This is a genomic window from Bacillus sp. SH7-1, assembly GCF_008042405.1.
Lineage (GTDB): Bacteria > Bacillota > Bacilli > Bacillales > Bacillaceae_G > Bacillus_A > Bacillus_A thuringiensis_N.
Genome location: NZ_QNUD01000010.1, coordinates 155,293 through 181,902, shown reverse-complemented (window position 1 = coordinate 181,902; position 26,610 = coordinate 155,293). Strand labels below are relative to the sequence as shown.

The following is a 26,610-nucleotide window of genomic DNA, read 5'->3' as shown; positions in this document are numbered from 1 at the left end:
GGATGTTTTTCTTTTTAGCGGTAGTTAATGAATTGTACGTCAATTGGTAAGTCAGCACTGCGAACTGCTGCGATGACTGCTTGTAAGTCATCACGGCTTTTCGCTGTAACACGTACTTGGTCATCTTGTACTTGTGTTTTTACTTTTAATTTCATTTCTTTAATGATGTTGTTAATTTTTTTCGCGTTATCTTTATCGATACCTTGTTGAAGGGTTGCACGTTGGCGAACTGTGTTACCAGTCGCAGCTTCAACTTTTCCGTAATCCAAGTTTTTAATTGGAACGTTACGTTTTACAAGTTTAGAAATTAGAACGTCTTTTACTTGGTCTAATTTGAACTCATCGTCAGAAGTTAAAACTAGTACTTCTTTTTCTAATTTAATATCACTTTTACTTCCTTTAAAGTCATATCGGTTTTGGATTTCCTTTAATGCGATGTTAATTGCGTTTGTTACTTCAGGTAATTCTACTTTCGAAACGATGTCAAAAGAACTATCTTTTGCCATAGTTAGCACCTCCAAATAAATTTCTAATCTTTTTATGTACTGTACATACTAAAGTATAGCTGAAAACGAGCTTAGACTTAAGTGTTTTCATACTTATAATCATGTAACCTCATTTTATTATAGTGAATTTTGGGCAGTTGGACAAATAAAGGGAAAATCGTGTTATAATTAACTTTTGTTTGGAATGATAAAAAAGATAATTTTACCCCGCATTAACGGGCATTCAGTTAGAGCAAAGAAGTTAAGTGGGAGATCCACTGCCGTAAACGCCCGATTGGTGAGGGCTGATAATCAGTGGAAAGGAACAAAACCCCCACTGATTAAAGTTTCACTTTATATAGAGAAGGGAATTAAAAAATATGTATTTACAATTAGGATCGATTGAACAGGTAACTGTTTTACGCGAAACGGAAATCGGATATATGGTGGGGAATGAAGAAGAAGAAATTTTCCTACATAAAAACGAATTAGTTGGAGAAATTGAAGAAGGCGATACGATTGATGTATTCTTATACCTTGATCATCAAAATCGTATTTCAGCAACAATGAAGGAGCCACTTATTACAACTTTTGATTGGAACTGGGTAAAGGTTGTAGAAGTTATTCCTAGTTTAGGTGTGTTTGTTGATATTGGTGTATCAAAAGATATACTAATCCCAGCCGATGAGTTTCCAATTTATATGCCAGTATGGCCAGAAGTAGGCGACGAATTATATTGTACATTAAAATTAACGAATCGTGATCGTTTAATTGCTCTTCCGGCAAGAGACAGTGATATGCAAGAAATTATCGTAGATGCGACGCCATCTATGCGTAATAAAAACGTAAATGGACGTGTGTATCGTTCACTTCAAGTTGGTTCATTCATACTAACTGATGAGCATTTCCGTGCTTTCTTACACCATACAGAAAGAAAAGAACAAGTCCGCATCGGTGAGCGTGTAACGGGCCGTATTATTGACGTGAAAGACGATGGTACAATTAACATTTCACTTCTTCCTCGTAAAGAAGAAGGAATGGAAGATGACGCTGCTGTAATTTATGACTATATGGAAGAACGAGGCGGAGCAATGCCGTTTTGGGATAAGAGCCACCCAGAAGATATTAAAGAACGTTTCAATATGAGTAAAGCTGCATTTAAGCGTGCACTTGGTAAGTTGATGAAAGAAGAAAAGGTTTACCAAGAAGAAGGTTGGACGTACTTTAAGAAATAAAGTAAATAGAAAGCACCACCTTATATTTGTAGAATATAAGGTGGTGCTTTCTTAATTTCCTTGCTCATGTGCAAGAGTAAACGTATCTTCCAACTCACTATCGTTTATTTTAATATTTGCCTTTTTTAATTCTTGTTGTAATAATTTTTGACCAAATGTAGGATCGGCAATACGTTCTGCTTCTAAGTTTTTGCGGATGGAGTTTTTCACTTCATCGTAAGGTTTTAAATCTTTTTTACCAGTTAGTTTAATAATGTGATAGCCATTTGGTGATTTGACGGAATCGCTAATTTGACCAATTTTTAGTTTGTAGGCAGCTGTTTCAAATTCAGGTGTCATTGTACCTGAATTGAAGTATCCAAGGTCTCCGCCTTTCTCTTTTGATAGTAGATCTTGCGATTCTTGTTTTGCTAGTTCTTCAAATGAAGCACCAGCATCTAATTTTTTCTTTATTTCTTTCGCTTCATTTTCGTCACTTACTAAAATGTGGCTCGCTTTAATTTCTGGTTTGTAGTGGTCTTTCACGTCTTTTTCTGTAACACTTTTTTTAATTGCTTCATTCATAGCAAGTTTGAACTTAATTTGATTTTTAAAATCAGCTTCATCTTTTAAACCATTGTTTTTCAATATGTTTTTGAATTGATCTCCGTATTGACTTTTCGCTTTTTGTACTTCTTTATCTACATCATCTTCAGATACTTTATATTTTTTTGTGATAACGTCTTGTGCCATCATTTCGTATAGCATGTCTTTTCCGTAACGATCTTTTAACTGCTTTTCGAAGTCGCTCTTCGTAATGGTTGAGTCTGTTGCCGTAGCGACTGTAGCTGAGCTATTTTTTTGCCCGCAAGCAGCTAGCATTAATAAGCTTATTAGTGCAGTAATAATGAAAATATGTTTCCCTCTCATGCTAACACCTCATCCGAATATGTTATCGCTATTGTAGAATATAGAAGTGAACATGAAGTGAATTTTTAATGTTTTTTCCTGTAAAATGTAAAAAAAGTACACCAACAATTTTGCTGGTGTACGATGAAATCAAAGGTGATCGGTCTTTTTAGAATAAGAACGCTTACCTTGCTCTATATTCTTTTGTTCTTGCTCATTTTTTTGTGCGCGTTTTGCATTATTATCGCGTGCTTTTTTGTCGTTATCACTCGTATGTGGCATATGTATCAACTCCATTTCTAAACGTTGTACGTTTATCATTTCCTTTTTCGTAAAGACTATGTATAGTGGTGCATTCATGAATCATAAAGGTGGATTAGAAATGGATTTGAAGTTGAATTATACCGAACTTATAAAGAAGTTAATCGTTGTAATCATTGCAGGTTTATTAAACGCGATTGGAATGAATTTATTTTTAACACCAGCGAAAGTGTACGCGAGTGGTTTTGCTGGATTATCTCAATTATTATCACAAATATTAGGAGATTTTTTATCTATTCATATATCTACAGGAGTATTGTTTAGCTTATTTAATATTCCCGTCGTTATTTTAGCGTGGAAAAAGGTTGGGAAAGCTTTTACGTTTTTTAGTTTTTTGTGCGTTATTTTTATGACGTTGTTTTTGGAAATTATCCCAGTTCGAGCTGTTTCGAATGATATCATCTTGAATGCAATTTTTGGAGGGCTTATTTCGGCAATTGGAGTAGGGATCGCGTTAAAGTGGGGGGCCTCTACAGGTGGTTTAGATATTATCGCCATGATTTTATCTAAAATAAAAGATAAGCCTGTCGGTACGTATTTTTTCTTCTTTAATGCACTGATCATTATTGCTGCTGGCTATGTGTATGGGTGGGAAAAAGCATTATATACTTTGGTGACTTTGTATGTGTCAACGCGAATCATCGATGCGATTCATACGCGTCATGTGAAGATTACAGCATTAATTGTTACGAAGAATGGGGCAGATGTAAGAAAGGCAATTCACTCACGCTTAGTGAGGGGGATTACAACGATACCGGCAACAGGTGCTTATACAAATGAAAATAAGGAAATGTTAATGATTGTTATTACGCGTTACGAACTGTATGAATTAGAGAGGGTTATTAAACAAGTGGACCCAGGTGCATTTACAAACGTACTGCAAACTGTTGGGGTGTTCGGACTGTTCCGAAAAGATTAAAGAGGACCAAAGCTGGTCCTCTTTTTTAATGTAAATTCGTAATGTTTTGCAACTGCTCCTGCATTTCGCGTAGCTGAACTTTTTCAGCTGTTGAAGAGTTTGCGTAAGCAGAGTGCAAAGCGTTTTTTGCTCTGTATACGAGATCTTGTTGCTCAGCACCGCTTGAACAAGATACGGCATTTGCAACAGCATCTCTAGCTTGTTGGAATAGTAAGTTCCCCATTTAGACCCCTCCAAAAGAAGAGTTGCTTCTCGCTTTTTCTGCCTCAGCTAATGTACCACGGTACGGGAATCTTGCATCATGCTTCATAACAGCATCGGCTCCTTGTTGGATAAAACGTTTTGATTTGTTCTTTTTACCCATTCGAAAAACCCCCTTTATTTAGCTGAAAACAATCGACGCGCTGACTTTTGCGTCTAATCATAGTATGAGCGTTTGGCGAGAAACTATAAGTAGGGAATTTTTAGATTACAACCCAAGAACCTCTTCTAAATATAGTGCAATACCATCTTCTTCGTTCGTTAACGTTGTATGGTTTGCAAGTGATTTTAATTCAGGAATTGCATTTCCCATTGCGATGCCGTGACCAGCAAATTCAATCATTTCAAAGTCGTTATCTTCATCACCGAAAGCGATAATTCGTTCTTGTGGAATGTTGTAATGACTAGAAATTTTTTGTAATCCAACAGCTTTATTTAACCCGCTTTTTACGATTTCAATAATCGGCCAAGGTGCGCCCCATTTTCTATGGTCAATTACTTCAGCGTGCATATCAGTTAAATGTTGACGAATTGCACTGGAATGCTCGTCATGTGCATCAATTAATAAGCAAGTTGGATGATCGTTTAAAATATTTAATAAGTCTCCTGTAAAAATCTTTGGAGAACCGAATTCGAAAATATGTTTTTTATCTTCATCAATTTCACGAACATACACATCGTCCATTACTTCAGCGTATATATTTTTTACGCCAAAATCAAAGCAAGCTCGGACAATTTCTTGGGCTGTTGCTAGCTCAAGAGGAGAGTGATGTGTTCCCCACTTTGAATCAAGAGGATGATGTACGTAAGCGCCGTTAAAGTTTACGATAGGTGTGTTCAGGCCAAGTTCTTTATAGTAATCATAACTAGCACGGAATGGACGCCCTGTTGAAATAACGACAATATGTCCTTGTTCCTTTGCTTTTGCAATTGTATGTTTCGTTCGAGTGGAAATTATTTTGTTGTCTGTTAATAATGTGCCGTCTAAGTCTAATGCGATTAAATGTTGTTTGTTCATAATTTCACCTCTTATAATAATTTTTTTGTTTTTATCTGTATTTCCGTTTTTAATATGCAGAAATAAGAGGTTAGACTGGGTGAGACCACCATAGATGGAAATTTCACTATATATCCATCTTACGTCGCAAAGTGCTGCGGTGTCTACTATTTCTCGTTGGAAATTAAGAAAAGTCAACATATTTTTGGAAAGTTCAAACAATGTTTCTTTCATTATGTACAAATTGTGAAAAGGGTTACATTGCTCGTATGATGAGGCTTATAATGAACATGTAATCTTCTCGTATATGTTTGACTCTCCTTTGAAACTGGCCTAGAGTAGGTTGGTTTCTTTTTTTCTACAAATAGGAAGGAAATCCCTGCTTTAAGCTTGTGTCATTCATGTATATGTACAAGAACGAAATGTAGTACTTGTTTCCTAAACATGACAGAAAAGCTTTCTTTTAAAATGGATATACTAATGAGGCAAAGACGTCATGGAAGGAGAATGGAAATGGGACAAAATCGTAGGTTTCGTTCTGGGCAAAAAGCGCCGAATGATGGCATTTATGTGGAAATTGGTGAAACGGGAAGTATGGTGAAAGATCCGCAAATGGTAAAATTAACTGCCGGTGATAAGTTTCCAGATAATACGAATCATAACCGTCAGTGGACGTATAAAAGAAAACCGTAACAGAAGCCGCAATTGTTATTGCGGCTTTTTTGTCGTCACATATTATAATTTCATTTACCGTATATTTTTCAGTCGTATCATGCATGCTCCTTTTTTCTTTTTCCAATAATAAGTTTGAAAATACATAAGCAAAATTATTGTATAAAAAAGTCAGTTGGCGTATAATCAAATCAAAGGTCAAAGAAAGTCAAACTTTTGGAGGGCTGTAAAGATGGACTTAAATCAAATGACAACAAAAACACAAGAGGCGATTATGAGTGCCCAATCTTTAGCGGTATCTCATCATCATCAAGAAGTAGATACTGTTCATCTCTTGTTTACATTATTAGAAGAGCAAGATGGGTTAGCAGTACGTATTTTTCAAAAAATGAATGTCGATATAGAAGCGTTAAAACAAGGCGCTGAAAGTTTAATTAAGAAAAAGCCTTCTGTAACGGGAAGTGGTGCAGAAGCAGGCAAATTATATATAACAGGTGCTCTGCAACAACTACTTGTAAGAGCGGGAAAAGAAGCAGAGAAATTACAAGATGATTATATTTCAGTCGAGCATGTATTGCTTGCTTTTTCTGAAGAAAAAGGCGATATAAACCAATTATTCACAAGATTTCATATTACGAAAGATAACTTATTACAGTCTTTAATGACAGTTCGGGGGAATCAAAGAGTGACTAGTCAAAATCCAGAAGCAACATATGAAGCGTTAGAAAAATATGGCCGTGATTTAGTAGCAGAAGTGAGAGCGGGGAAAATTGATCCTGTTATCGGGCGTGATAGTGAAATTCGCCGCGTCATTCGCATTCTTTCACGTAAAACGAAAAACAACCCGGTTTTAATTGGTGAGCCAGGTGTTGGTAAAACAGCAATCGTTGAAGGATTAGCACAGCGTATTGTGAAAAAGGACGTACCTGAAGGTTTAAAAGATAGAACAATTTTTGCGTTAGATATGAGTGCACTTGTAGCTGGCGCGAAATTCCGTGGTGAATTTGAAGAACGTCTGCAAGCTGTATTAAATGAAATTAAAAAGAGTGAAGGCCGCATTTTATTATTCATTGATGAACTGCACACAATCGTCGGCGCTGGTAAAACAGAAGGTGCGATGGACGCAGGGAATATGTTAAAACCGATGCTTGCGCGTGGTGAACTGCATTGTATCGGGGCGACAACACTAGATGAATATCGCAAATATATTGAGAAAGATCCAGCGCTAGAAAGACGTTTCCAACAAGTATTAGCAGAAGAACCAACCGTTGAAGATACAATCTCCATTTTACGTGGTTTAAAAGAGCGTTTTGAAATTTACCATGGTGTAAATATTCATGACCGCGCGATTGTAGCAGCATCAGTTTTATCAGATCGATATATTTCGGATCGTTTCTTACCAGATAAAGCAATTGATCTTGTTGACGAAGCATGTGCAACGATTCGAACAGAGATTGATTCTATGCCGACAGAATTAGATGAAGTAACACGCCGCATTATGCAGCTTGAAATTGAAGAAGCAGCTCTTGGAAAAGAGAAGGACTTTGGTAGCCAAGAACGTCTAAAAACGTTGCAACGTGAATTATCGGATTTAAAAGAAGTTGCAAGTGGTATGAGAGCGAAATGGGAGAAAGAAAAAGAAGATATTCACAAAGTTCGTGACTTACGTGAACATTTAGAGCGTCTGCGCCGTGAATTAGAAGAAGCAGAAGGGAATTACGATTTAAATAAAGCAGCGGAACTTCGTCACGGGAAAATTCCTGCGATTGAAAAAGAGTTAAAAGAAGCAGAAGAAATGGGCGCACATAATAAACAAGAAAATCGTTTATTACGTGAGGAAGTAAGTGAAGAAGAGATTGCTGATATTGTTTCACGCTGGACTGGTATTCCTGTCGCGAAACTCGTTGAAGGGGAACGCGAGAAATTACTACGCCTAGAGCAAATTTTATCAGAGCGTGTCATCGGACAAGAAGAAGCGGTAAGCCTAGTATCAGATGCAGTTCTTCGTGCTCGCGCTGGTATTAAAGATCCGAACCGTCCGATTGGTTCCTTCATCTTCTTAGGACCAACAGGTGTTGGTAAAACAGAACTTGCAAAAACGTTAGCGCAGTCTTTATTCGATAGTGAAGAGCAAATGATTCGTATTGATATGTCTGAGTATATGGAGAAACACGCTGTGTCACGCTTAATTGGTGCACCTCCTGGATATGTTGGGTATGAAGAGGGCGGTCAATTAACAGAAGCAGTAAGACGTAAACCGTATTCTGTTATTTTGTTAGACGAAATCGAAAAAGCGCATCCAGAAGTATTCAATATTTTATTACAAATGTTAGATGACGGTCGCATTACAGATTCGCAAGGACGTACAGTAGACTTTAAAAATACAGTTATTATTATGACGTCAAATATTGGATCTGCTCATTTATTAGATGGATTAGAAGAAGATGGCTCCATTAAAGAAGAATCAAGAGAGCTTGTAATGGGACAATTAAGAGGACATTTCCGACCAGAGTTTTTAAACCGTGTCGATGAAATTATTTTATTCAAACCTCTTACAGCGAATGAAATTAAAGGTATTGTTGATAAAATTGTAAAAGAATTACAAGGTCGTTTAGCTGATCGTCACATTACGGTAGAATTAACAGATGCTGCGAAAGGGTTTGTTGTAGAAGCTGGATTTGATCCAATGTACGGAGCTCGTCCATTAAAACGATATGTACAACGTCAAGTGGAAACGAAACTAGCACGAGAATTAATTGCAGGAACGATTACTGACAATAGTCACGTAGTTGTTGATGTTGAAAATAACGAGTTAGTCGTGCGTGTGAAATAAAAAAAGAGTTCGGATAAAATCCGGACTCTTTTTTTAGTGTTGTTCTACTGGCTCGTTTGGAATTGCAGCTGAAATTGCTAGTACTAATACCGCAAGAACAACTGAGAAAATAGACGCTTGGTTAAAATCGTATGTACCGCCAGTCATAGAGCCGATTACGTAGCTCATCATATGTACAAGCAAGAACGACCAAATTAATGCCCAAATGAAACGCATATTTTACACCTCTATTCGTTCAATCTGTCCTTATTGTAACACAATTGAAAAAAGAATATAGAAAAATATTTGTAGATTTTTCAACGCAAATTTGCATTCTGTTCATACATTATAAAAGAGTACTTTTATACGTTTAGAAAATAAGGCGGGGGAAAAATGAGTATTACAGAACGTTTTTTTTACTTAGAAAAAGAACCATGTGTCATTTATTTGCCGGAGAAGCCAAATGGATTTTCTGTCATGCTTCTTGGTGATTACAACTACTTTATTGAGAATGGTACAAGTTTATGGACACAGCATGCGGGTAGATCTTATTTTTTACATGGCCTTATTGAGAAAGGCTACACGGTCTTTTCTTCTAATTTATACGGAAGACATTGGGGAAATGATCAATCTGTTCGTCTAGCAAAACGCCTATATGACGTTGTTTTGAGAAAAGAGACATTGAATGCGAAAATGCACATTATGGCAGATGGTATGGGGGCACTTGTAGCACTTGAAATGATGAACAAATATCCTGAATGTATACGCTCTGTCATTATGCTAAATCCGTGTTTAGATTTACCAGAATATGTGGAGTTTGAGAAAGAGCATAAGTTTTTTTACAAGAGACTCGTGAAGGAATTAAGTTTAGCGTATGATTCCAAAGAAGAAGAATTAGAATCCAAAATAAATAAGAAATCATTTACGCTTCTTCCGTCTTGTGTACCTGTTAAAGTTTTCGTATCAACACAAGAAAAAAGAGGTAGAAAACAGTTGTTACGTAAATACGAGAAAATGAGGCAATTCAATCAATGCGATACTTCTGTCTTATTCCATCTGCAAGATGTGAAATATAAAATGGTTAGGCAAACGACTGATTTCTTTAAAAAATATGAAGAAGAATTGTGAAGCTCCCATATACATAAATGAGGAGCTATTTGTTTCAAGGAGAAAGGGTTGGTGGTATGGAGCGCGTGCTAATTGTAGGTGCACTTACGTTTGTAGGTTATCACCTTGTGAATAAAATGGTTGCAGAAGAAGTAGAAGTGTACGGTCTTGATTTTGATGAATTCGAGAATATGACAAAAATTAATGAAGAGAAGTTATTGTTAATTGGCCGAAATGCGTTATTTACGTATTATTCGATAAGAGACGAAGATGGATGGAAATCAGTAGAAGGAGAGAAGTTCGATACAGTTTACTTTTGTTTGTATGAACCAAATCAACAAAGCGGCTTTCGAAATGAAAGAGTTATATTACAGTATTTAAAGCGAATTATAAGACTGTGTGAAGAACATAAAGTGAAGTTAAATCTAATTTCTTCTATTGAAGTAGGAAGCGCAGATGAGTCCGAAAATAAACGTCTATTTTCGAAAGTGGAAGAAGGCTTGAAAAAAGGAGAGGTACAATATAGTGTATTTCGAGTTCCTACATTATATGGTCCATGGCAACCATCTTTTATGATGTACCATCAGCTCATTTTATCAGAACTGGGTGAGAAAGAGTGCCATTATACGAGTGAGGAAAACGCCAGTGATCTACTGTACGTTGAAGATGCATGTGAATACTTATGGGGAAATGGAATGAACGAGGAGCATCTCGGCATATACAATTTACTTAGTGGTAAAAAGTCACTATGGAAAAAAGGTATGAACCTTCTCGGTGCAGAGGATAAAGTGAAGAAAGAGAATGTGGAAGAAAGAGATTCAGCTGTAGAGATTATTTCGATAAAAAGAAATACTCCGTTAGAATACGGTTTAAATAAACAATTGGCACATATGAAAAAATATAAAGAGTTATACGAAGGATAGCGAGCGTGTTACACTATGTATGTAAAAGTTTTAATGGAGAGGAAGAACATAATATGAATGAGAAAAGCATGCAATTTTTACAAATCGCAATGAAGCATTTACCAGAAGCAAAGGCCATTTTAGATGATAATGGAATTGCGCTTGATATGGAGAAAGCGCAGCCGGTGTTAGAGTTGTTAATGAAAGTTATGAACGAAGCTTATGAGCTTGGAAAAGCAGATAAAGAATAAAACCCTTCTTTTTTGAGGGGAGAGAGGCCCGAACCGTAAGTATAAGTGGTTCGGGCCTTTTTATATTTTGAAAAGACAGGGAAAGGTATTTTTCTGTTTCTTTTCATAAACAATAAAGTGAATAATGCGCTAGCTTTATGTTTTAGCTGAAATATATTCTAGACAAAAATACATTTATGTTTTAAAATTAGTACCAAGTCATAATAATTGATATAAAACGGAGGGCTGCGATGTGAACGTGGGCATTTTAGGGATCGGAAGATATGTGCCGGAAAAAGTAGTCACAAATCACGATTTAGAGAAAATAATGGATACATCCGATGAATGGATTCGTACGAGAACAGGGATTGCGGAAAGACGCATTGCCGATGATACAATAGATACTTCATATATGGCCGTAGAGGCTTCTAAAAAAGCGCTTGAAGATGCAGGGGTTAGCGGAGAGGATATCGATCTTATTTTAGTAGCAACAGTAACGCCAGATCGTGCTTTTCCAGCAGTGGCTTGTGTCATTCAAGAAGCAATTGGCGCAAAACATGCAGCTGCAATGGATTTAAGTGCAGCGTGTGCTGGCTTTATGTACGGAATGATTACAGCGCAGCAATTTATTCAAACGGGAACTTATAAAAATATACTAGTAGTCGGTAGTGATAAACTATCTAAAATTGTAGATTGGAACGATCGAAATACAGCAGTACTATTTGGAGACGGAGCCGGTGCGATCGTAATGGGAGCTGTTTCAGAAGGTAAAGGCGTTCTATCTTTCGAATTAGGAGCGGACGGAAGTGGCGGTAAGCATCTTTATCAAGACGAGTATGTTATGATGAATGGCAGAGAAGTCTTTAAATTTGCGGTTCGTCAACTTGGTGATTCTTGTCTTCGCGTTTTAGATAAAGCTGGTCTTACGAAAGAAGATGTGGATTTCTTAGTACCACATCAAGCGAACATTCGTATTATGGAATCTGCAAGAGAGAGATTAAATTTACCACAAGAAAAAATGAGTATGACAATTGAGAAGTTCGGTAATACATCAGCTTCTTCCATTCCGATTGCAATGGTAGAGGAATTGCAAAACGGACGTATTCAAGATGGTGATTTAATTATACTTGTTGGTTTTGGCGGCGGATTAACATGGGGAGCAGTCGCTCTTCGTTGGGGTAAATAAGGACTGAGAGAAAAAAAGGAGTGTATTTTGTATGGAAAAAAAGAGGGTCGTAATTACAGGACTAGGAGCTGTTACACCGGTCGGTACAGATGTTGAAACAGCGTGGGAAAACATTAAAAAGGGTGTATCTGGAATCGGACGACTTACAAGAATTGATCCGGAACTATTTCCAGCAAAAGTAGCAGCAGAAATTAACGACTTTGAAGTCGAGAAATATATTGATAAAAAAGAAGCGCGCCGTATGGATCGCTTTACACAATATGCAGTAGCAGCAGCGAAAATGGCAGTTGCAGATGCAAAGCTTGAGATTACAGAAGAAAATGGACCTCGAATTGGTGTATGGATTGGTTCTGGTATTGGTGGTATGGAAACATACGAAGAACAATTTAAGATTTTTACTGAGAAAGGCCCGCGCCGCGTGAGTCCATTCTTCGTACCAATGATGATTCCAGATATGGCAGCAGGCCAAGTATCAATTGCAACAGGAGCAAAAGGAATTAACACTTGTTCTGTAACGGCTTGTGCATCTGGTGCAAACTCAATTGGTGATGCGTTTAAAGCAATTCAGCGTGGTGATGCTGATGCAATGATTACAGGTGGAGCAGAGGCGCCGTTAACAAGTATGGCATTCGCAGGATTTAGCTCAGCGAAAGCATTAACATTCAATGAAGATCCAGCAACAGCTTGCCGTCCATTTGATAAAAACCGTAGTGGTTTCGTAATGGGTGAAGGTTCAGGTATTTTAATTCTTGAAGAATTAGAGCACGCATTAGCTCGTGGTGCTCACATTTATGCGGAAATCGCTGGTTACGGTGCAACTGGTGATGCATTCCATATTACAATGCCAGCTCCTGGCGGTGAAGGCGGCGTGCGCGCAATGCGTCAAGCTTTAGCAGATGCAGGTCTACAGCCAGAAGATATTGATTACATTAATGCGCATGGTACAAGTACGGATGCGAATGAAAAGTATGAAACGATGGCAATTAAAGAAACGTTCGGTGAGCACGCGTATAAAGTAGCAATCAGCTCAACGAAATCAATGACAGGTCACTTATTAGGAGCTGCTGGTGCTGTTGAAGCGATCTTCTCTATTAAATCAATTACAGATGGAGTAATTCCTCCAACCATTAACTATGAAACACCAGATCCAGAATGTGACTTAGATTACGTGCCGAATAATGCGAGACATCAAGAAGTAAACGCGGTGTTAAGTAATTCATTAGGATTCGGTGGTCATAACGCAGTATTAGTATTTAAATCGTATAAATAATAGATGAAATAAGGAGTTTTTTCGTAGCATATTGCGAAAAAACTCCTTATTTATTTTTACGTCTTTTTCTCCTTTTGCATATACATAAGAAAAAGGAGGGATGAAGATGGGGATTGTTGAAACAGCTGAATGGTTACATCTATATTATGGACGGCCAGAAAAGCTTTGTGAGAAGTTTACGAAGTATATCCCGCTGCCAAAAGAAAGGTTGTATCGCTTTTTAATTTCTAAAGGTATGTATCGCCCGGTTATGCGAGGAGAACAAGAAATTAAGGAGTTAGAGAAAAAGGAAGTTTGGAAAGAGTTACGTGCGGAGTATGAGAAACTAAAAAGTTGGTTAAAAGGTCCAGATGTCCCTGTCTTTATTTTATTATCAGATTCTTATAATCGAACTGTACAAGAAGAGTATAACGGTAGGGCTGGATTATCTATGCGTCACGTTATTTTCTTATTCGTATGTGGACGGAATTCGGTAGAAGAATTAAAAGTGTTATTGGCGCATGAATATCACCACATATGTAGGTTACATCAAATTGAGACGAAAGAAACAGAATATACATTGCTTGATACGATGATTATGGAAGGGCTAGCTGAGCAAGCGGTAACGGAAAGATACTCAGAAAAAAACAATGCACCGTGGACGAAGTATCTTTCAAAAGAAGAGGCTATTTATTATTGGAAAAACGTTGTACATGAAAGAATAAGTGTAAAACGAGGAACAAGGGAGCACGACATTTTATTAAATGGATTTCATTCTTATCCGAAGATGCTTGGCTATGCACTTGGCTTTCATATTGTCAAAGATTGTGTAACTTTGGAAGGGGACGATACACTTTCTTTATTACCTATAGATGCGAAAGAAATATTGAATAAAGCAAATACATTTCATATATAAAAAACAGGAGCTTTCTTTCCTGTTTTTTTTAGTATTAATAGAAGAAAAAATAATAATTAGAATATATTTCCTTAGGTGGAATAAAGTTAAGAAAAATTGAACATAATGATTGATACAAACAGTAGTGAAGTGAGGGGTAGTGAATGTTATATCTACATGATGTATGGGTAAATTGGTTTGAAGGTGAAGAGAATGGGTATAACGTTTGTCATTTTTACGAATGGCGGAAAGATGATACGATTGAGCTATTAGATCAAGTGCCATTATTAAAAGTAGATTCCACATTATATCATTACATCGAGAACGAATTGTTAGAGCTTCCGCAAAAAATGTTGGAAGACGTACATCATAAGGCTTATATTCGTAAAAATCATGAACGTTTGCAGCAAGAGTATTGCTTTGTAGTTACAGATGGAAAAGGAATTATTGCGATTGACACAATTGGTTACAATGTACCAATTCGAAAAAGTAGACTTATACCGCGCCAAGAGCAGATGGTATATGAGATGGTAGAAAACGTACAAGCAGAAAAGTATGAGTTCCAAGTAGAAGAAATGGAAAAAGAACATCATATTTTATCACCATCACCTTTCATTATGAATGGCTTAACTCGTAAAGAAAGACAGCTAAAACAATTATTATTTATGGCGTTAGATCAATTACATACAACGAAAAACACAGCAGAAATTCGCTATTGGTTCACAGAGTGGGATCCATCAGCATATGGAATGGTTCAACATATGGAATTTGAAGATATTTGGGCTAAGCTGTATGATGAAGCGAAAACAGGCTGGTCTGAGAAGCACGAACAATTATGCGAGCGTCTTGTAAAAGGACAGCCATTTTTTGAAAAGTTATGGGAAATGGAAAACGAGCAAAAGGTAAATTAAAAAAACCGCCAATTGGCGGTTTTTTTAATTTGTTATAACTTAGCTTCGGCAGCAAGCTCTTCGTGTCTAAGAGCCTTCCGCATAAGAAGACAAAAAGCGTCTTCTATGCGAAAGAACCTTAGCCAGTCAGAGCTGAACGAGCTGCCTCCGCTTTATAAGTTACCTACGTTTTCTGCTTAGTCCCATTGCGTTTTCTACTTTGCGTAGTTGTTTGAATGCAACGCGGTTTGCTTTTTCGGCACCTTTGTCTAGAATTTCGTCTAGTTCTGGTGAACTGATTAGTTCGTTATATTTGTCTTGGATTGGACGAATTGCTTCTACGACTACTTGTGCTAGGTCGCCTTTGAAGTCTCCGTATCCTTTTCCTTCGTACATTGTTTCGATTTCTTCAACTGTTTTTCCAGAGAATGAGGAGTAGATTGTTAATAAGTTAGAGATACCAGGTTTGTTTTCTTTATCGAATTTCACGATACCTTCAGAGTCAGTTACGGCACTCTTAATTTTCTTTTCAATTGTTTTTGGTTCATCAAGCATACTGATCATTGATTTTGGATTCGGATCAGATTTACTCATTTTTTTCGTAGGTTCTGTTAATGACATAACGCGAGCCCCTACTTTTGGAATACGAATTTCAGGAATTGTGAACACTTCGCGGAAGCGTTTGTTGAAACGCTCTGCTAGGTCACGTGTTAATTCCATATGTTGTTTTTGATCATCACCAACAGGTACGATTTCAGTGTTGTAAAGTAAAATATCAGCAGCCATTAATGGTGGATACGTTAGTAATCCAGCTGGAACTGAATCTCTACCTGATGCTTTATCTTTATATTGCGTCATACGCTCTAATTCTCCAACGTAAGCAACTGATTGCATAATCCATCCTAGTTGAGCGTGTGCTGGCACTTCTGACTGTACAAATAATGTAGCTTTTTCAGGATCGATGCCGCATGCTACATAAAGTGCAGCAAGACTGCGAATGTTTTTACGAAGTTGTACGGGATCTTGAGGTACTGTAATCGCATGTTGGTTTACAATACAGAAATAACAGTCGTGTTCGTTCTGAAGCTCTGTAAATTGCTTCATAGCTCCTAAATAGTTTCCAAGTGTAATCGTTCCACTCGGCTGAATACCAGAAAAGATAACTGACATAAGTAATTCCTCCTAAATTTGAATGCGTGATGGGGAAGAGAAGGCAAACAAAAAAGCCCATTCATCCCAAAAAACTATAGGGACGAATGGACCGCGGTACCACCCTAATTATTTCACTACTGTGAAATCTCTCTAATCCATAATAACGTTTGGATATAACGCCAAAGCCTACTACTTTCGGTTCGGTTTGGTGCTCAAAAGCCCATTCCATACTGTACAATTACTTGTTCACACCAGCCACAAGCTCTCTGAAATTGCCTCAATATGTACTCTTCTTTATCATCGCATACATATAAATTTATTTATTGTTACCTGAGCCCTTTTAATATGAAAGAACTAAAGTTTTATAACAAAATGTTTTGCTGATTATTATATCATATGGGATAGTGTTTGCAAACTACATCAAAATAGTAAAGCTAATGAGAGTCGAGAACAACCCAAGAATGATACCGGTAATGCAAATTGGATACGTCCATTTGAATGAATATGTTTTATAGATACGTTCTTTCTTATCGATTGGTTCCTCTACTTCTTCAATTAAAGAGTCAATTTTTTTGTTCGTACCAAATACTCTTTGGAAAGCGTAAATTGTTACGTTAAAAAATCCATTTTGAAATATGAATAAAAAACCGCCTATAAGAATAAAAAATAGTGCGATATAAAACGAGATGTTGACAAAATTCAACAAAAACTGCGATGAAACGAGGAATGCGCCAATACTAGAAGCGATTATCGCTATGAAAATTAGTATACAAGTATGAAAAAAAACTTTATTCAAAATGTTCCCCTCCGTCAAAATATTACTAGAATTATTATACTATAAAAGCTATAATATGTACTAGAATTAATTTTTTGAAAATTATACGCAATTAAAGGTCTGATTTCAAGATGATGGTAGCAATGTTAACGTATCCCTTTACAAAAAAATAAAAAAATAAACATTTTATTAAAAATTTTAACAAAAAAACAAAAAACTATATTCACAATTGTTATATTATATGTATAATGAAAATTGTAGAAACTTGGAGATTATTCTTTCAATTCTACTTTTTTACAAGTGAGGGTACAGGAAGTGCAATTAGGGGAGGCAACACAACATGAAGAAAAAGATACCGTTAATACTTGCATCGACGTTAACTGCAAGTATGTTGCTTGGCGCGTGTAGCTACCAAAAAGATGACGCAAAAGCAAAAGGGAAAGAAAATGCTACGAGTAGTAGTAATGGAAAGCAGATTCTTAATTTAACAGAGTTATCTGAAATTCCGTCAATGGATGCATCATTAGCATCTGATTCTGCATCTTCTACAGCATTAAATAATACGATGGAAGGTTTATATCGTATCGGCAAAGATCAAAAGAGAATGCCAGGAGTTGCTGAAGATGTTCAAAAGTTAGATGATGGAAAGAAATACATATTTAAATTAAGAAAAGATGCGAAATGGTCGAATGGGGAACCTGTAACAGCAAAAGACTTTGTGTATTCATGGAAAAGAGCAGTAAATCCAGATACAAAAGCGACGTATTCGTACATTATGTTCGACATTAAAAATGCAGAGAAGATTCATAAAAAAGAATTACCTGCTGACCAATTAGGTGTAAAAGCAATTGATGACTATACATTAGAAGTGGAATTAGATAATCCCGTTCCTTACTTTGTTGATTTAACAGTTTATCCAGTATTTTATCCACTAAATGAAAACTTTGTAAAAGCACAAGGTGAGAAGTTTGGATTAGAGGCAAATACAACATTATATAATGGGCCATTTGTTATGAGTGATTGGAAACATGAACAAAGCTTCCAGTTTAAGAAAAACCCATCATATTGGGATAATAAAACGGTTAAAATCGAAGAAATTAACTTTAATATTGTAAAAAATACATCTACTGATGTAAATTTATATGAGACAAACTCGATTGATCGTGCGGCTCTATCTTCAGAATTTGTTGATAAGTTTAGACAAAGCTCAGAATTCCACACAAGAAAAGAAGCAGGGGTTGCTTACTTAAGATTTAATCAAAGTAATCAATACTTAAGCAATAAAAACTTAAGAAAAGCAATTTCAATGTCCTTTGACCGTGATAACATTGCGAAAGTTATTTTGAATAATGGTGCAATTGGAGCTTATGGATTTGTTGGAAAAGATTTCGCTGAAGGTCCGAATAAAAAAGATTTCCGAGCTGAAAATGGAAAGTTAGTTGAAACAGATCCAAAAGAAGCGAAAAAGCTGTGGGAAACAGCGAAGAAAGAGCTTGGCACTGATAAAATCGAACTAGAATTCTTAAACTTCGATAATGAAGATGCGAAAAAAGTTGGTGAATTCTTAAAAGGTGAGATGGAAAAGAACTTACCAGGTTTATCGATTAAAATTAAACAGCAGCCATTCGCACAAAAAAATAAATTAGAAGATTCTCAGCAATATGATATTGCGTTTGGTATTTGGGGACCAGATTTCCCAGATCCAATTTCATATTTAGATATGTTTGTTACGAATGGTTCTCAAAATAAAACAGGCTATTCTAATCAGAAATATGATGAGTTAATTCTAAAAGCTAAAACAGATACAAAAGATTTACAAGCACGCTGGGACAACCTATTAGAAGTAGAGAAGATGTTAATTAAAGAGGATGCTGTTATCACTCCAATCTTCCAAAAAGGTTCAGCGTATGTAGTAAAAGGTGCCGTAAAAGATATTATCCCAATTAACTATGGTGGTAAATTAACTTACAAATGGGCATCTGTTGAACAAAAATAATCTTTTTTCCATCGTTTACTAGGGTATATGCCTATGATGGGCATATGCTCTTATTTTAAAAAAATAAAAGTAAGAATATTTAAAACTATCTTATTGCTTTTGAGAAAAACGGGGAGGTGCTTGACTATGGGACGTTATGTATTAAAACGTTTCGTGTACATGGCTTTGACATTATTTTTAATTACTACACTGACTTTCTTTTTGATGAAATTACTTCCGGGTTCTCCGCTTAAAAACCAGGAGAAGTTATCACCGGCACAAAAAGAAATCATTCTTGAAAAATATGGTTTAAATGATCCAGTACCAGTTCAATATGCACGTTACTTAGGTAACTTAGCAAAAGGTGATTTAGGGGTATCATTCCAATATGATAACCGTCCAGTAACAGATATGATTGTGGATCGCATTGGACCATCAGCACAACTTGGTTTACAAGCGATTATATTAGGAACATTTATCGGTTTAATTTTAGGAATCATTGCGGCACTTCGTAACAATACGTGGGTCGATTATGGGGCGACAATTATTTCCGTACTCGGGATGTCGGTACCATCGTTCGTATTCGCCGCATTACTACAATATTTCGTAGGGGTAAAACTTGGATGGTTCCCAGTAGCATTCTGGAAAGGACCAGAGTTTACAGTAATGCCTACAATCGCTTTATCGATGGCAGTTATTGCAACAATCGCACGTTTCGCTCGTGCAGAATTAATTGAAGTTATGCAAGCTGACTACATTTTAACAGCGAAAGCGAAAGGAATTAGCCAAGGCGTTATTATTATCAAACATGCACTTCGTAACGCGTTAATTCCTGTTGTAACAATTTTAGGACCAATGGTTGCAGGGTTAATTACAGGTACATTAGTTATTGAGCAAATTTATGCTGTACCAGGACTAGGGGAACAGTTCGTTAAATCTATTACAGTGAATGACTATACAGTTATTATGGGAACTACAATTTTCTATAGTGCGATTTTCATCTTAGTTATCTTCATTGTCGATATTTTATACGGAATTATTGATCCTCGTATTCGTTTAGCGGGAGGGAAAAAATGATGAAAGATGTACAAAAATTATCTCCAGATTTATTTCAACAAGCCAATCAAAATAATGTGGATAATGAAGTCATTGCCCGTCCAAGCTTAACGTTTTGGCAAGATGTAAGAAGACGTTTGTTCCAACATAAAGGAGCAATGTTCGGTTTCGTTTTATTAACGCTTATTATCTTACTAGCGATTTTAGGACCGATGGTAAGTAAGCACTCGTATAAAGAGCAAGACTTAGGTCGTGCAAAATTACCACCGAAAATTCCTGTTATTGAAAATGTTCATTGGCTACCATTTGACGGTACAGATCAATATGGTGTTGACCAATATGAGAAACGTGATATTAAAGAGTATTTCTGGTTTGGTACAGATGATCTTGGACGTGATTTATGGACAAGAACATGGGAAGGTACGCGTGTATCATTATATATCGCTCTTTTAGCAGCAGCGATTGACTTAGTAATTGGGGTTGCTTATGGAGGTATTTCAGCGTTCTATGGCGGTAGAGTAGATAACATTATGCAGCGTGTTATGGAGATTATTAACGGTATTCCATACTTAATCATCGTTATTTTAATGGTAATCATTATGGGATCTGGTATATGGTCAATTACACTCGCAATGGCAATTACAGGTTGGATAGGGATGTCGCGTATCGTTCGGGGACAAATCCTAAAATTAAAAAACCAAGAATACGTATTAGCATCTCGTACATTAGGTGCAACAAATACACAATTAATTGTAAAGCACTTAATCCCGAACGTAATGGGACCAATTATCGTAATGACAATGTTTACAATTCCAACAGCGGTGTTTGGTGAGGCGTTCTTAAGCTTCATCGGTTTAGGTATTCAGCCACCATTCGCATCACTTGGTTCTCTTGTAAATGACGGTTATAAATCAATTCAAACGTATCCGCATATGATGTTCATCCCTGCGGTTGTCATCAGTATATTAATTTTAGCGTTTAACTTAATGGCAGACGGATTACGCGATGCGTTAGATCCAAAAATGCGTAAGTAAAAGAGGGGAGAGGCAAAGATGAAAACATTGTTAGAGGTAAAAGATTTACAAGTCTCCTTTGATACACATGCAGGTGAAGTACAAGCTGTACGCGGCGTTACTTTTGATTTGAAAAAAGGAGAAACATTAGCGATTGTAGGAGAATCTGGTTCTGGGAAATCAGTTACTTCTAAAGCGTTAATGGGATTAATTCCGAATCCTCCTGGACGCATTAAAAATGGTGAAATCGTATTTGAAGGTCGTGACTTAACGAAATTAACAGAAAAAGAAATGCAACAAGTTCGTGGTAAAGATATCGCGATGATTTTCCAAGATCCAATGACATCATTAAACCCAACGATGACAATTGGAAATCAAATTATGGAAGGCCTTATTAAACACCAAGGGATGAGTAAAGCAGATGCACGTAAAGTCGCTTTAGAATTAATCGACCTTGTAGGTATTCCAAATCCAGAAGCTCGCTTAAAACAATATCCGCACCAATTCTCTGGTGGTATGAGACAGCGTGTAGTTATTGCGATGGCGTTAGCTTGTAACCCAAAATTATTGATTGCCGATGAGCCAACAACAGCCCTAGACGTTACAATTCAGGCGCAAATTTTAGAACTTATGAAGGACATTCAGCAAAAAACAGAAGCAGCAATCATTTTCATTACGCATGACTTAGGTGTAGTGGCAAACGTTGCGGACCGCGTAGCAGTTATGTACGCTGGTAAAGTTGTTGAAATTGGAACTGTAGATGAAATTTTCTACAATCCAAAACATCCATATACTTGGGGCTTAATCGCATCTATGCCAAGTTTAGATGGATCAGAGGAAGAGTTATATGCAATTCCTGGAACGCCTCCAGATTTATTGAAACCGCCAAAGGGTGACGCTTTTGCACCACGTAACCCACAGGCATTAAAAATTGATTTTGAAATGGACCCACCTTTATTTAAAGTAAGTGATACACACTATGCGGCAACTTGGTTACTTCACGAGCAAGCTCCAGAAGTAAAACCGCCGGCAGTCGTTGAAAAACGCATTCTTCAAATGAAAGCAGGTGAACAACATGACTAAACAACGTGAGAAACTAATTGAAGTAAAAAACGTAAAACAGCACTTCGACGTGAGTGGTGGTGTTGTCAAAGCGGTTAATGATATTTCATTTGATATTTACCGCGGCGAAACATTTGGTCTTGTAGGAGAATCAGGTTGTGGTAAATCAACAACTGGAAGAACGATTATTCGTTTATATGATGCAACTGCTGGTGAAGTGTTATTCGATGGTGAAAATGTACATGGTAAAAAATCACGTGCAGAGTTGAAGAAATTCAACCGTAAAATGCAAATGATTTTCCAAGATCCATATGCATCATTAAACCCTCGTATGACAGTAGGGGATATTATTGCAGAAGGTATCGATATTCACGGACTAGCAAAAAACAAAAAAGAGCGTATGGACCGTGTTCATGAATTATTAAACACAGTTGGTTTAAATAAAGAGCACGCAAACCGTTTCCCGCATGAATTCTCAGGTGGACAACGTCAACGTATCGGTATCGCTCGTGCACTTGCTGTAGAACCTGAATTTATCATTGCCGATGAGCCAATCTCAGCACTTGACGTATCAATCCAGGCGCAAGTTGTAAACTTACTGAAAAAGTTACAAAAAGAAAAAGGTTTAACATACTTATTCATTGCCCATGACTTATCAATGGTAAAATACATTAGTGATCGCATCGGCGTAATGTACCGTGGTCAAATCGTTGAGTTAACAACAAGTGATGAGTTATATGCGAATCCAATTCATCCATATACAAAATCACTATTATCAGCGATTCCGCTTCCAGATCCAGATTATGAGCGCAATCGTAAACGTATCGTATACGATCCATCTCAGCATGATTATGGCAATGAAGCACCAACAATGCGTGAAATTCGCCCAGGACATTTCGTATTATGTTCTGAAGCTGAGTATAAGAAATATAAAGAGATTTATCAATAATCAAAAGAGCCATTCTTCCGTTACAGAAGGATGGCTCTTTTTCTACTGTATAAACAGTTGTATTGTTAACATTTGTCGGTAAGTGAATATAAATGTTATTTACCAATGAATTCATCTTGATTAAACGAGTGTTACTGCGCCTGGATAGAAACAATCTCTTCTTTTTCCTCAGGTTTAACAAGTGCATAACGCTCCCACTCTCTACTTTTCCAGCGGAAGAACATAATAATGGCACGTGTCCATTCATCGATAGCAATCGCTAGCCAAATACCAACGAGCCCCATATCTAAATGGAATGCGAAAAAGTAACCGAGTGGTAAACTCATTAACACCATAGAGAATGCACCAATTAAAACGGGGTACTTTGCATCACCAGCTGCACGAAGTGAATTGATGATGACGATGTTCATCGTACGTCCGGTTTCAAGTAGTATACTTAGTAAAAGAACTGAAGCACCTAATGTAATAATGTGCGGATTATCTGTAAATAGTCCCATTAACTGTGTGCGGAATGTAATAACGAGAGCGACCATACATAAAGTGACTCCAATTGCCCATTTTACACTTTTCCATACACGTTCATACGCTTCATCTTTTTCACCACCGCCGACGAGGCGGCCAATAATAATTGCTGTTCCCATACCGATTGCAATAGCGAATAAATAAGTGAACATAGAAATGTTTGTAGCGTATTGTCTCGCTGCTAATGACTCTGTTCCTAAATATGTTGCATAGTATAAGAAGACAATTTGGCAAGCTTGATACATAACCTGCTCAAATGCAGATGGAATCCCGATCTTTAAAATTTTTCCGATGTATTCTTTTGATAAGGTGAAGTAATATTGTAATTTTACGCGATATTCCATAACACGGTACAGTAACCAGAAGAAAACGATAAGTGCGATTAGCCTGCTGACAGCAGAAGAAATGGCAGCCCCTTGTACACCGAGTTCTGGGAAACCGAATTTCCCGAAAATGAGTACGTAGTTTCCTGCGATATGAATAATATTCATTCCAAGTGAAATAAACATCGCTTGCTTTGTGAAGCCATGTACGCGGATAATTGCGGCTAATGAATTAATAATAGCTTGAAGGAAAATAGCTCCTCCGACGATAGATAAATAGCTTTGTGCATACATGAGTACATCGCCTTGTAAGTTCATTGCCATCATCATATGTTTTGAGAATAAAAGAAAACCAGCGCTTATAACGAGTCCGACCACTAAATTTAATGTGACGGCTAAAGCTGATATTTTAGATGCTTCCATAAAACGTTTGGAACCGAGGTATTGAGATACGACGATAGCTGCGCCGTTCCCGATGACTTCTAGTACCAAGATAGCGATATGGAGATATTGATTCGCTGCACCAACCCCAGATACAGCATCGTCTGATAATGCACTTAACATGAAAGTATCAGCGATCCCCATTAACATAAATAGAAAAACTTCTAGAAAAATAGGCCATGTTAATAAGAATAAACTTAGTTTCTCAGTAGGCCCGTTTTTTGCCTGAATTGCTGTCATGTCCGTCCCCTCTTTACCGATATCTATTTTTAGCAAAGTGTATCGTAACATACTTTCTTATCCTTTGCACTCATTTTAACCTACATATCTTTATTATGAAGGGCGCGCTATTTTATGATAAAAACAGAAGGATAATTATGCGTAAAGTATTATAAGATATAAATTTTATTTTTCTCTGATAATTTAGAAAAATATAAAAATAACTATTTTCAACACTTTAGTAAGGTTAATCAGCAATATGAAACGTTTACAAGGGTTTATTTTTTAACAGAAAATTTTAATAAAATAGAAATATAAATATACAAAAAATATATTTGTGTGTATAATATGAATTATTAGAACATATATATATTTCTTTTTGTTTGAAAATGAAAGGGCTAACATTTTTGTGGAGGGTGGAAGTATGAAAAAAAAGATGCCAGTTTTTGTAGTATCAACAGTAGCGATGAGCATGATGTTAGGGGCATGTAGCTACCAAAAAGATGAGCCGCAAGCGAACGCAAAAGGGGATAGCGGGAAAAGCGGTGCGAAGCAAGTCATTAATCTAACAGAAGTGTCTGAAATTCCGACAATGGATACAACACTTTCCTCGGATGCTGCTTCTTCAAAAGTTATGAATAATACAATGGAAGGGCTATATCGACTTGGGAAAGGTGATAAGTTAGTTCCGGGGGTAGCGAAATCCCATACGAAATCTGAAGATGGTAAAAAATATACATTTAAATTGCGTGAAGACGCTAAATGGTCGAATGGTGATCCTGTAACAGCAAAAGATTTTGTATATGCATGGCAAAGAGCAGTTAACCCTGATACGGCAGCGAAATCAGGATATATTATGCTTGATGTGAAAAATGCAGAGAAAATTAATAAAAGAGAGCTATCACCGGATCAATTAGGTGTAAAAGCGATAGATGATTATACATTTGAAGTTGAATTGGATAATCCGGTTCCATATTTTCTTGATTTAACGGTGTACCCACTATTTTTTCCATTAAATGAGAAGTATATGAAAGAACAGGGAGAAAAATTTGGTTTGGAAGCAAATACAACTTTGTATAACGGTCCATTTGTATTAAATGAATGGAAACATGAACAAAGTTTCCAATTAAAGAAAAATCCAAGCTATTGGGATCAAAAAGAAGTGAAATTAGAAGAGGTTAATTTTAATGTTGTAAAAGATACAGGAGCAGCTGTTAATTTGTATAATACGAATGCGATTGACAGAGTTGGTTTATCAGCGGAATTAGTTGATAAGTATAAAGGGCAACAAGATTTTAAAACAATTAATGATCCAACTGTATTCTTCTTACGTTTTAATCAAAAAAATCCAGCTTTAGCTAACAAAAATATTCGTAAGGCTATTTCTAGTGCATACGATCGAGATGGTATTGGTGAGGTTATTTTAAACAACGGTTCTAAGGGAGCTTACGGTTTAGTACCATCTGACTTTGTTAAGGGACCAGATAAGCAGGATTTCAGAAAAGAAAATGGAAAACTTTCAAAAGTCGATGTGAAGGAAGCTAAAAAATTCTGGGAAGCAGGAAAGAAAGAATTAGGTAAAGATAAAATAGAAATAGAATTTTTAAACTTTGATAATGAAGAATCTAAGAAAATTGGTGAGTATGTAAAGGGAGAATTAGAAAAGAATTTACCGGGTCTAACAGTAACAATTAAGATGCAACCATTTGCACAAAAATTAAAACTTGAAGATAGTGGACAGTTTGATATTTCATTTACTGGATGGGGACCTGATTTCCCTGATGCAATCACATTCCTTGATATGTTTATAACAGATGGTTCACAAAATAAAATGAGTTATTCTAATGCCCAGTATGATGACCTTATTAAAAAGGCAAAGCAAGAAGGTTCGGATGTAAAAGGACGTTGGAATGACCTGTTAAAAGCGGAAAAAATCTTATTTGAGGATGCAGCAATTGCACCAGTATTCCAACGTGGTAGATCTATATTAGAAAGAGAAACAATTAAAGATGTATATATCCACAAATATGGCGGCGAATTAAGCTTTAAGTGGGCATCTGTAGAAAAATAAAAA

At 36.6% G+C, this 26,610-nt stretch carries 27 protein-coding genes and 1 other annotated feature; of the genes, 17 read left to right on the top strand and 10 right to left on the bottom strand.

The annotated features are described in order from the left end of the window. Positions 1-14 precede the first annotated feature (14 nt). On the bottom strand, positions 15-506 hold the full coding sequence (locus tag DN390_RS12715) for a YajQ family cyclic di-GMP-binding protein (RefSeq protein ID WP_001040146.1): 492 nt from the start codon (positions 504-506) through the stop codon (positions 15-17). A gap of 359 nt (positions 507-865) precedes the next feature. On the opposite strand from DN390_RS12715, the gene DN390_RS12705 reads away from it, so the two are divergent. Continuing rightward, complete coding sequence (locus tag DN390_RS12705; protein WP_060629931.1) at positions 866-1,720, top strand: CvfB family protein; 855 nt, start codon at positions 866-868, stop codon at positions 1,718-1,720. Positions 1,721-1,771: 51 nt separating this feature from the next. On the opposite strand, the gene prsA is transcribed toward DN390_RS12705, so the two are convergent. Together prsA and DN390_RS12695 are read right to left on the bottom strand one after the other, a co-directional pair. Further along, complete coding sequence (prsA, locus tag DN390_RS12700; protein WP_147807466.1) at positions 1,772-2,629, bottom strand: peptidylprolyl isomerase PrsA; 858 nt, start codon at positions 2,627-2,629, stop codon at positions 1,772-1,774. Between the two features lie 129 nt (positions 2,630-2,758). Next, positions 2,759-2,890, bottom strand: a complete 132-nt coding sequence (locus DN390_RS12695; protein WP_097949556.1) for a DUF3941 domain-containing protein — start codon at positions 2,888-2,890, stop codon at positions 2,759-2,761. Positions 2,891-2,990: 100 nt separating this feature from the next. On the opposite strand from DN390_RS12695, the gene DN390_RS12690 reads away from it, so the two are divergent. Continuing rightward, positions 2,991-3,848 (top strand): YitT family protein, encoded by an 858-nt coding sequence (locus DN390_RS12690; RefSeq protein WP_000364442.1) that lies wholly within the window; start codon positions 2,991-2,993, stop codon positions 3,846-3,848. A 25-nt stretch (positions 3,849-3,873) separates the two neighbouring features. On the opposite strand, the gene DN390_RS12685 is transcribed toward DN390_RS12690, so the two are convergent. The 3 genes from DN390_RS12685 to DN390_RS12675 form a co-directional block, all read right to left on the bottom strand. After that, entirely contained in the window at positions 3,874-4,071 is a 198-nt protein-coding gene (locus DN390_RS12685; protein ID WP_000527393.1) for a DUF3813 domain-containing protein, read from the bottom strand. Continuing rightward, positions 4,072-4,212 (bottom strand): hypothetical protein, encoded by a 141-nt coding sequence (locus DN390_RS12680; protein ID WP_000516816.1) that lies wholly within the window; start codon positions 4,210-4,212, stop codon positions 4,072-4,074. It abuts the gene before it with no gap. A gap of 105 nt (positions 4,213-4,317) precedes the next feature. Beyond that, positions 4,318-5,127: a Cof-type HAD-IIB family hydrolase gene (locus DN390_RS12675; protein ID WP_033691175.1), complete on the bottom strand. Its 810-nt coding sequence runs from the start codon at positions 5,125-5,127 to the stop codon at positions 4,318-4,320. A 492-nt stretch (positions 5,128-5,619) separates the two neighbouring features. Between DN390_RS12675 and DN390_RS12670 the strand changes: the two genes are divergently transcribed. Both DN390_RS12670 and clpB read left to right on the top strand, forming a co-directional pair. Beyond that, the gene (locus tag DN390_RS12670) at positions 5,620-5,799 is read left to right on the top strand and encodes a YjzC family protein (protein ID WP_000531418.1); all 180 of its coding nucleotides are present in this window, start codon (positions 5,620-5,622) and stop codon (positions 5,797-5,799) included. Between the two features lie 211 nt (positions 5,800-6,010). Further along, the gene (gene clpB, locus DN390_RS12665; RefSeq protein ID WP_147807465.1) at positions 6,011-8,611 is read left to right on the top strand and encodes an ATP-dependent chaperone ClpB; all 2,601 of its coding nucleotides are present in this window, start codon (positions 6,011-6,013) and stop codon (positions 8,609-8,611) included. A 33-nt stretch (positions 8,612-8,644) separates the two neighbouring features. On the opposite strand, the gene DN390_RS12660 is transcribed toward clpB, so the two are convergent. After that, positions 8,645-8,827 (bottom strand): YjzD family protein, encoded by a 183-nt coding sequence (locus DN390_RS12660; protein WP_001211116.1) that lies wholly within the window; start codon positions 8,825-8,827, stop codon positions 8,645-8,647. A 156-nt stretch (positions 8,828-8,983) separates the two neighbouring features. On the opposite strand from DN390_RS12660, the gene DN390_RS12655 reads away from it, so the two are divergent. The 7 genes from DN390_RS12655 to DN390_RS12625 all read left to right on the top strand — a co-directional run bounded on the left by DN390_RS12655 (position 8,984) and on the right by DN390_RS12625 (position 15,070). Further along, the gene (locus DN390_RS12655; protein WP_147807464.1) at positions 8,984-9,718 is read left to right on the top strand and encodes a lipase family protein; all 735 of its coding nucleotides are present in this window, start codon (positions 8,984-8,986) and stop codon (positions 9,716-9,718) included. Between the two features lie 29 nt (positions 9,719-9,747). Next, positions 9,748-10,620 carry an NAD-dependent epimerase/dehydratase family protein gene (locus DN390_RS12650; RefSeq protein WP_147807463.1) on the top strand — a complete coding sequence of 291 codons (873 nt, stop codon included), beginning with the start codon at positions 9,748-9,750 and terminating at the stop codon, positions 10,618-10,620. A 53-nt stretch (positions 10,621-10,673) separates the two neighbouring features. Continuing rightward, entirely contained in the window at positions 10,674-10,850 is a 177-nt protein-coding gene (locus DN390_RS12645) for a ComZ family protein (RefSeq protein WP_001986215.1), read from the top strand. A 232-nt stretch (positions 10,851-11,082) separates the two neighbouring features. Next, positions 11,083-12,015: a beta-ketoacyl-ACP synthase III gene (gene fabH, locus DN390_RS12640; RefSeq protein ID WP_001100541.1), complete on the top strand. Its 933-nt coding sequence runs from the start codon at positions 11,083-11,085 to the stop codon at positions 12,013-12,015. A gap of 31 nt (positions 12,016-12,046) precedes the next feature. Beyond that, entirely contained in the window at positions 12,047-13,285 is a 1,239-nt protein-coding gene (gene fabF / locus DN390_RS12635; protein ID WP_000412652.1) for a beta-ketoacyl-ACP synthase II, read from the top strand. Between the two features lie 106 nt (positions 13,286-13,391). Further along, positions 13,392-14,180, top strand: coding sequence for a DUF2268 domain-containing putative Zn-dependent protease (locus DN390_RS12630; protein ID WP_147807462.1), 789 nt, complete (start codon positions 13,392-13,394; stop codon positions 14,178-14,180). Between the two features lie 143 nt (positions 14,181-14,323). Then, positions 14,324-15,070 carry a YjbA family protein gene (locus DN390_RS12625; RefSeq protein WP_000966137.1) on the top strand — a complete coding sequence of 249 codons (747 nt, stop codon included), beginning with the start codon at positions 14,324-14,326 and terminating at the stop codon, positions 15,068-15,070. 159 nt (positions 15,071-15,229) lie between these two features. Here DN390_RS12625 and trpS read toward each other — a convergent pair whose 3' ends face one another. Together trpS and DN390_RS12615 are read right to left on the bottom strand one after the other, a co-directional pair. After that, positions 15,230-16,219, bottom strand: a complete 990-nt coding sequence (gene trpS / locus DN390_RS12620) for a tryptophan--tRNA ligase (RefSeq protein WP_060629937.1) — start codon at positions 16,217-16,219, stop codon at positions 15,230-15,232. A 75-nt stretch (positions 16,220-16,294) separates the two neighbouring features. Next, positions 16,295-16,511 (bottom strand) — a binding site (T-box leader). Positions 16,512-16,616: 105 nt separating this feature from the next. Then, positions 16,617-16,997 (bottom strand): DUF3899 domain-containing protein, encoded by a 381-nt coding sequence (locus tag DN390_RS12615; RefSeq protein ID WP_097949560.1) that lies wholly within the window; start codon positions 16,995-16,997, stop codon positions 16,617-16,619. Positions 16,998-17,316: 319 nt separating this feature from the next. Between DN390_RS12615 and DN390_RS12605 the strand changes: the two genes are divergently transcribed. From DN390_RS12605 to DN390_RS12585, 5 genes are all read left to right on the top strand, one after another. After that, a complete protein-coding gene (locus DN390_RS12605) occupies positions 17,317-18,972 on the top strand; it encodes a peptide ABC transporter substrate-binding protein (protein ID WP_147807461.1) in 1,656 nt (551 codons plus the stop codon). Positions 18,973-19,098: 126 nt separating this feature from the next. Beyond that, positions 19,099-20,028, top strand: coding sequence for an oligopeptide ABC transporter permease (opp3b, locus tag DN390_RS12600; protein WP_063224613.1), 930 nt, complete (start codon positions 19,099-19,101; stop codon positions 20,026-20,028). Next, entirely contained in the window at positions 20,025-21,041 is a 1,017-nt protein-coding gene (opp3C, locus tag DN390_RS12595) for an oligopeptide ABC transporter permease (RefSeq protein ID WP_060629940.1), read from the top strand. The genes opp3b and opp3C overlap by 4 nt, the downstream gene beginning before the upstream one ends. Before the next feature lie 18 nt (positions 21,042-21,059). Next, positions 21,060-22,103 (top strand): ABC transporter ATP-binding protein, encoded by a 1,044-nt coding sequence (locus DN390_RS12590; RefSeq protein ID WP_000854346.1) that lies wholly within the window; start codon positions 21,060-21,062, stop codon positions 22,101-22,103. Further along, positions 22,096-23,031: an ABC transporter ATP-binding protein gene (locus tag DN390_RS12585; RefSeq protein ID WP_147807460.1), complete on the top strand. Its 936-nt coding sequence runs from the start codon at positions 22,096-22,098 to the stop codon at positions 23,029-23,031. Before DN390_RS12590 ends, DN390_RS12585 begins: the two co-directional genes overlap by 8 nt. Positions 23,032-23,162: 131 nt before the next feature. Here DN390_RS12585 and DN390_RS12580 read toward each other — a convergent pair whose 3' ends face one another. Continuing rightward, on the bottom strand, positions 23,163-24,608 hold the full coding sequence (locus DN390_RS12580; protein WP_147807459.1) for an MATE family efflux transporter: 1,446 nt from the start codon (positions 24,606-24,608) through the stop codon (positions 23,163-23,165). Between the two features lie 352 nt (positions 24,609-24,960). Between DN390_RS12580 and DN390_RS12575 the strand changes: the two genes are divergently transcribed. Further along, the gene (locus tag DN390_RS12575) at positions 24,961-26,607 is read left to right on the top strand and encodes a peptide ABC transporter substrate-binding protein (RefSeq protein ID WP_147807458.1); all 1,647 of its coding nucleotides are present in this window, start codon (positions 24,961-24,963) and stop codon (positions 26,605-26,607) included. The last annotated feature ends 3 nt before the right edge of the window (positions 26,608-26,610 follow it).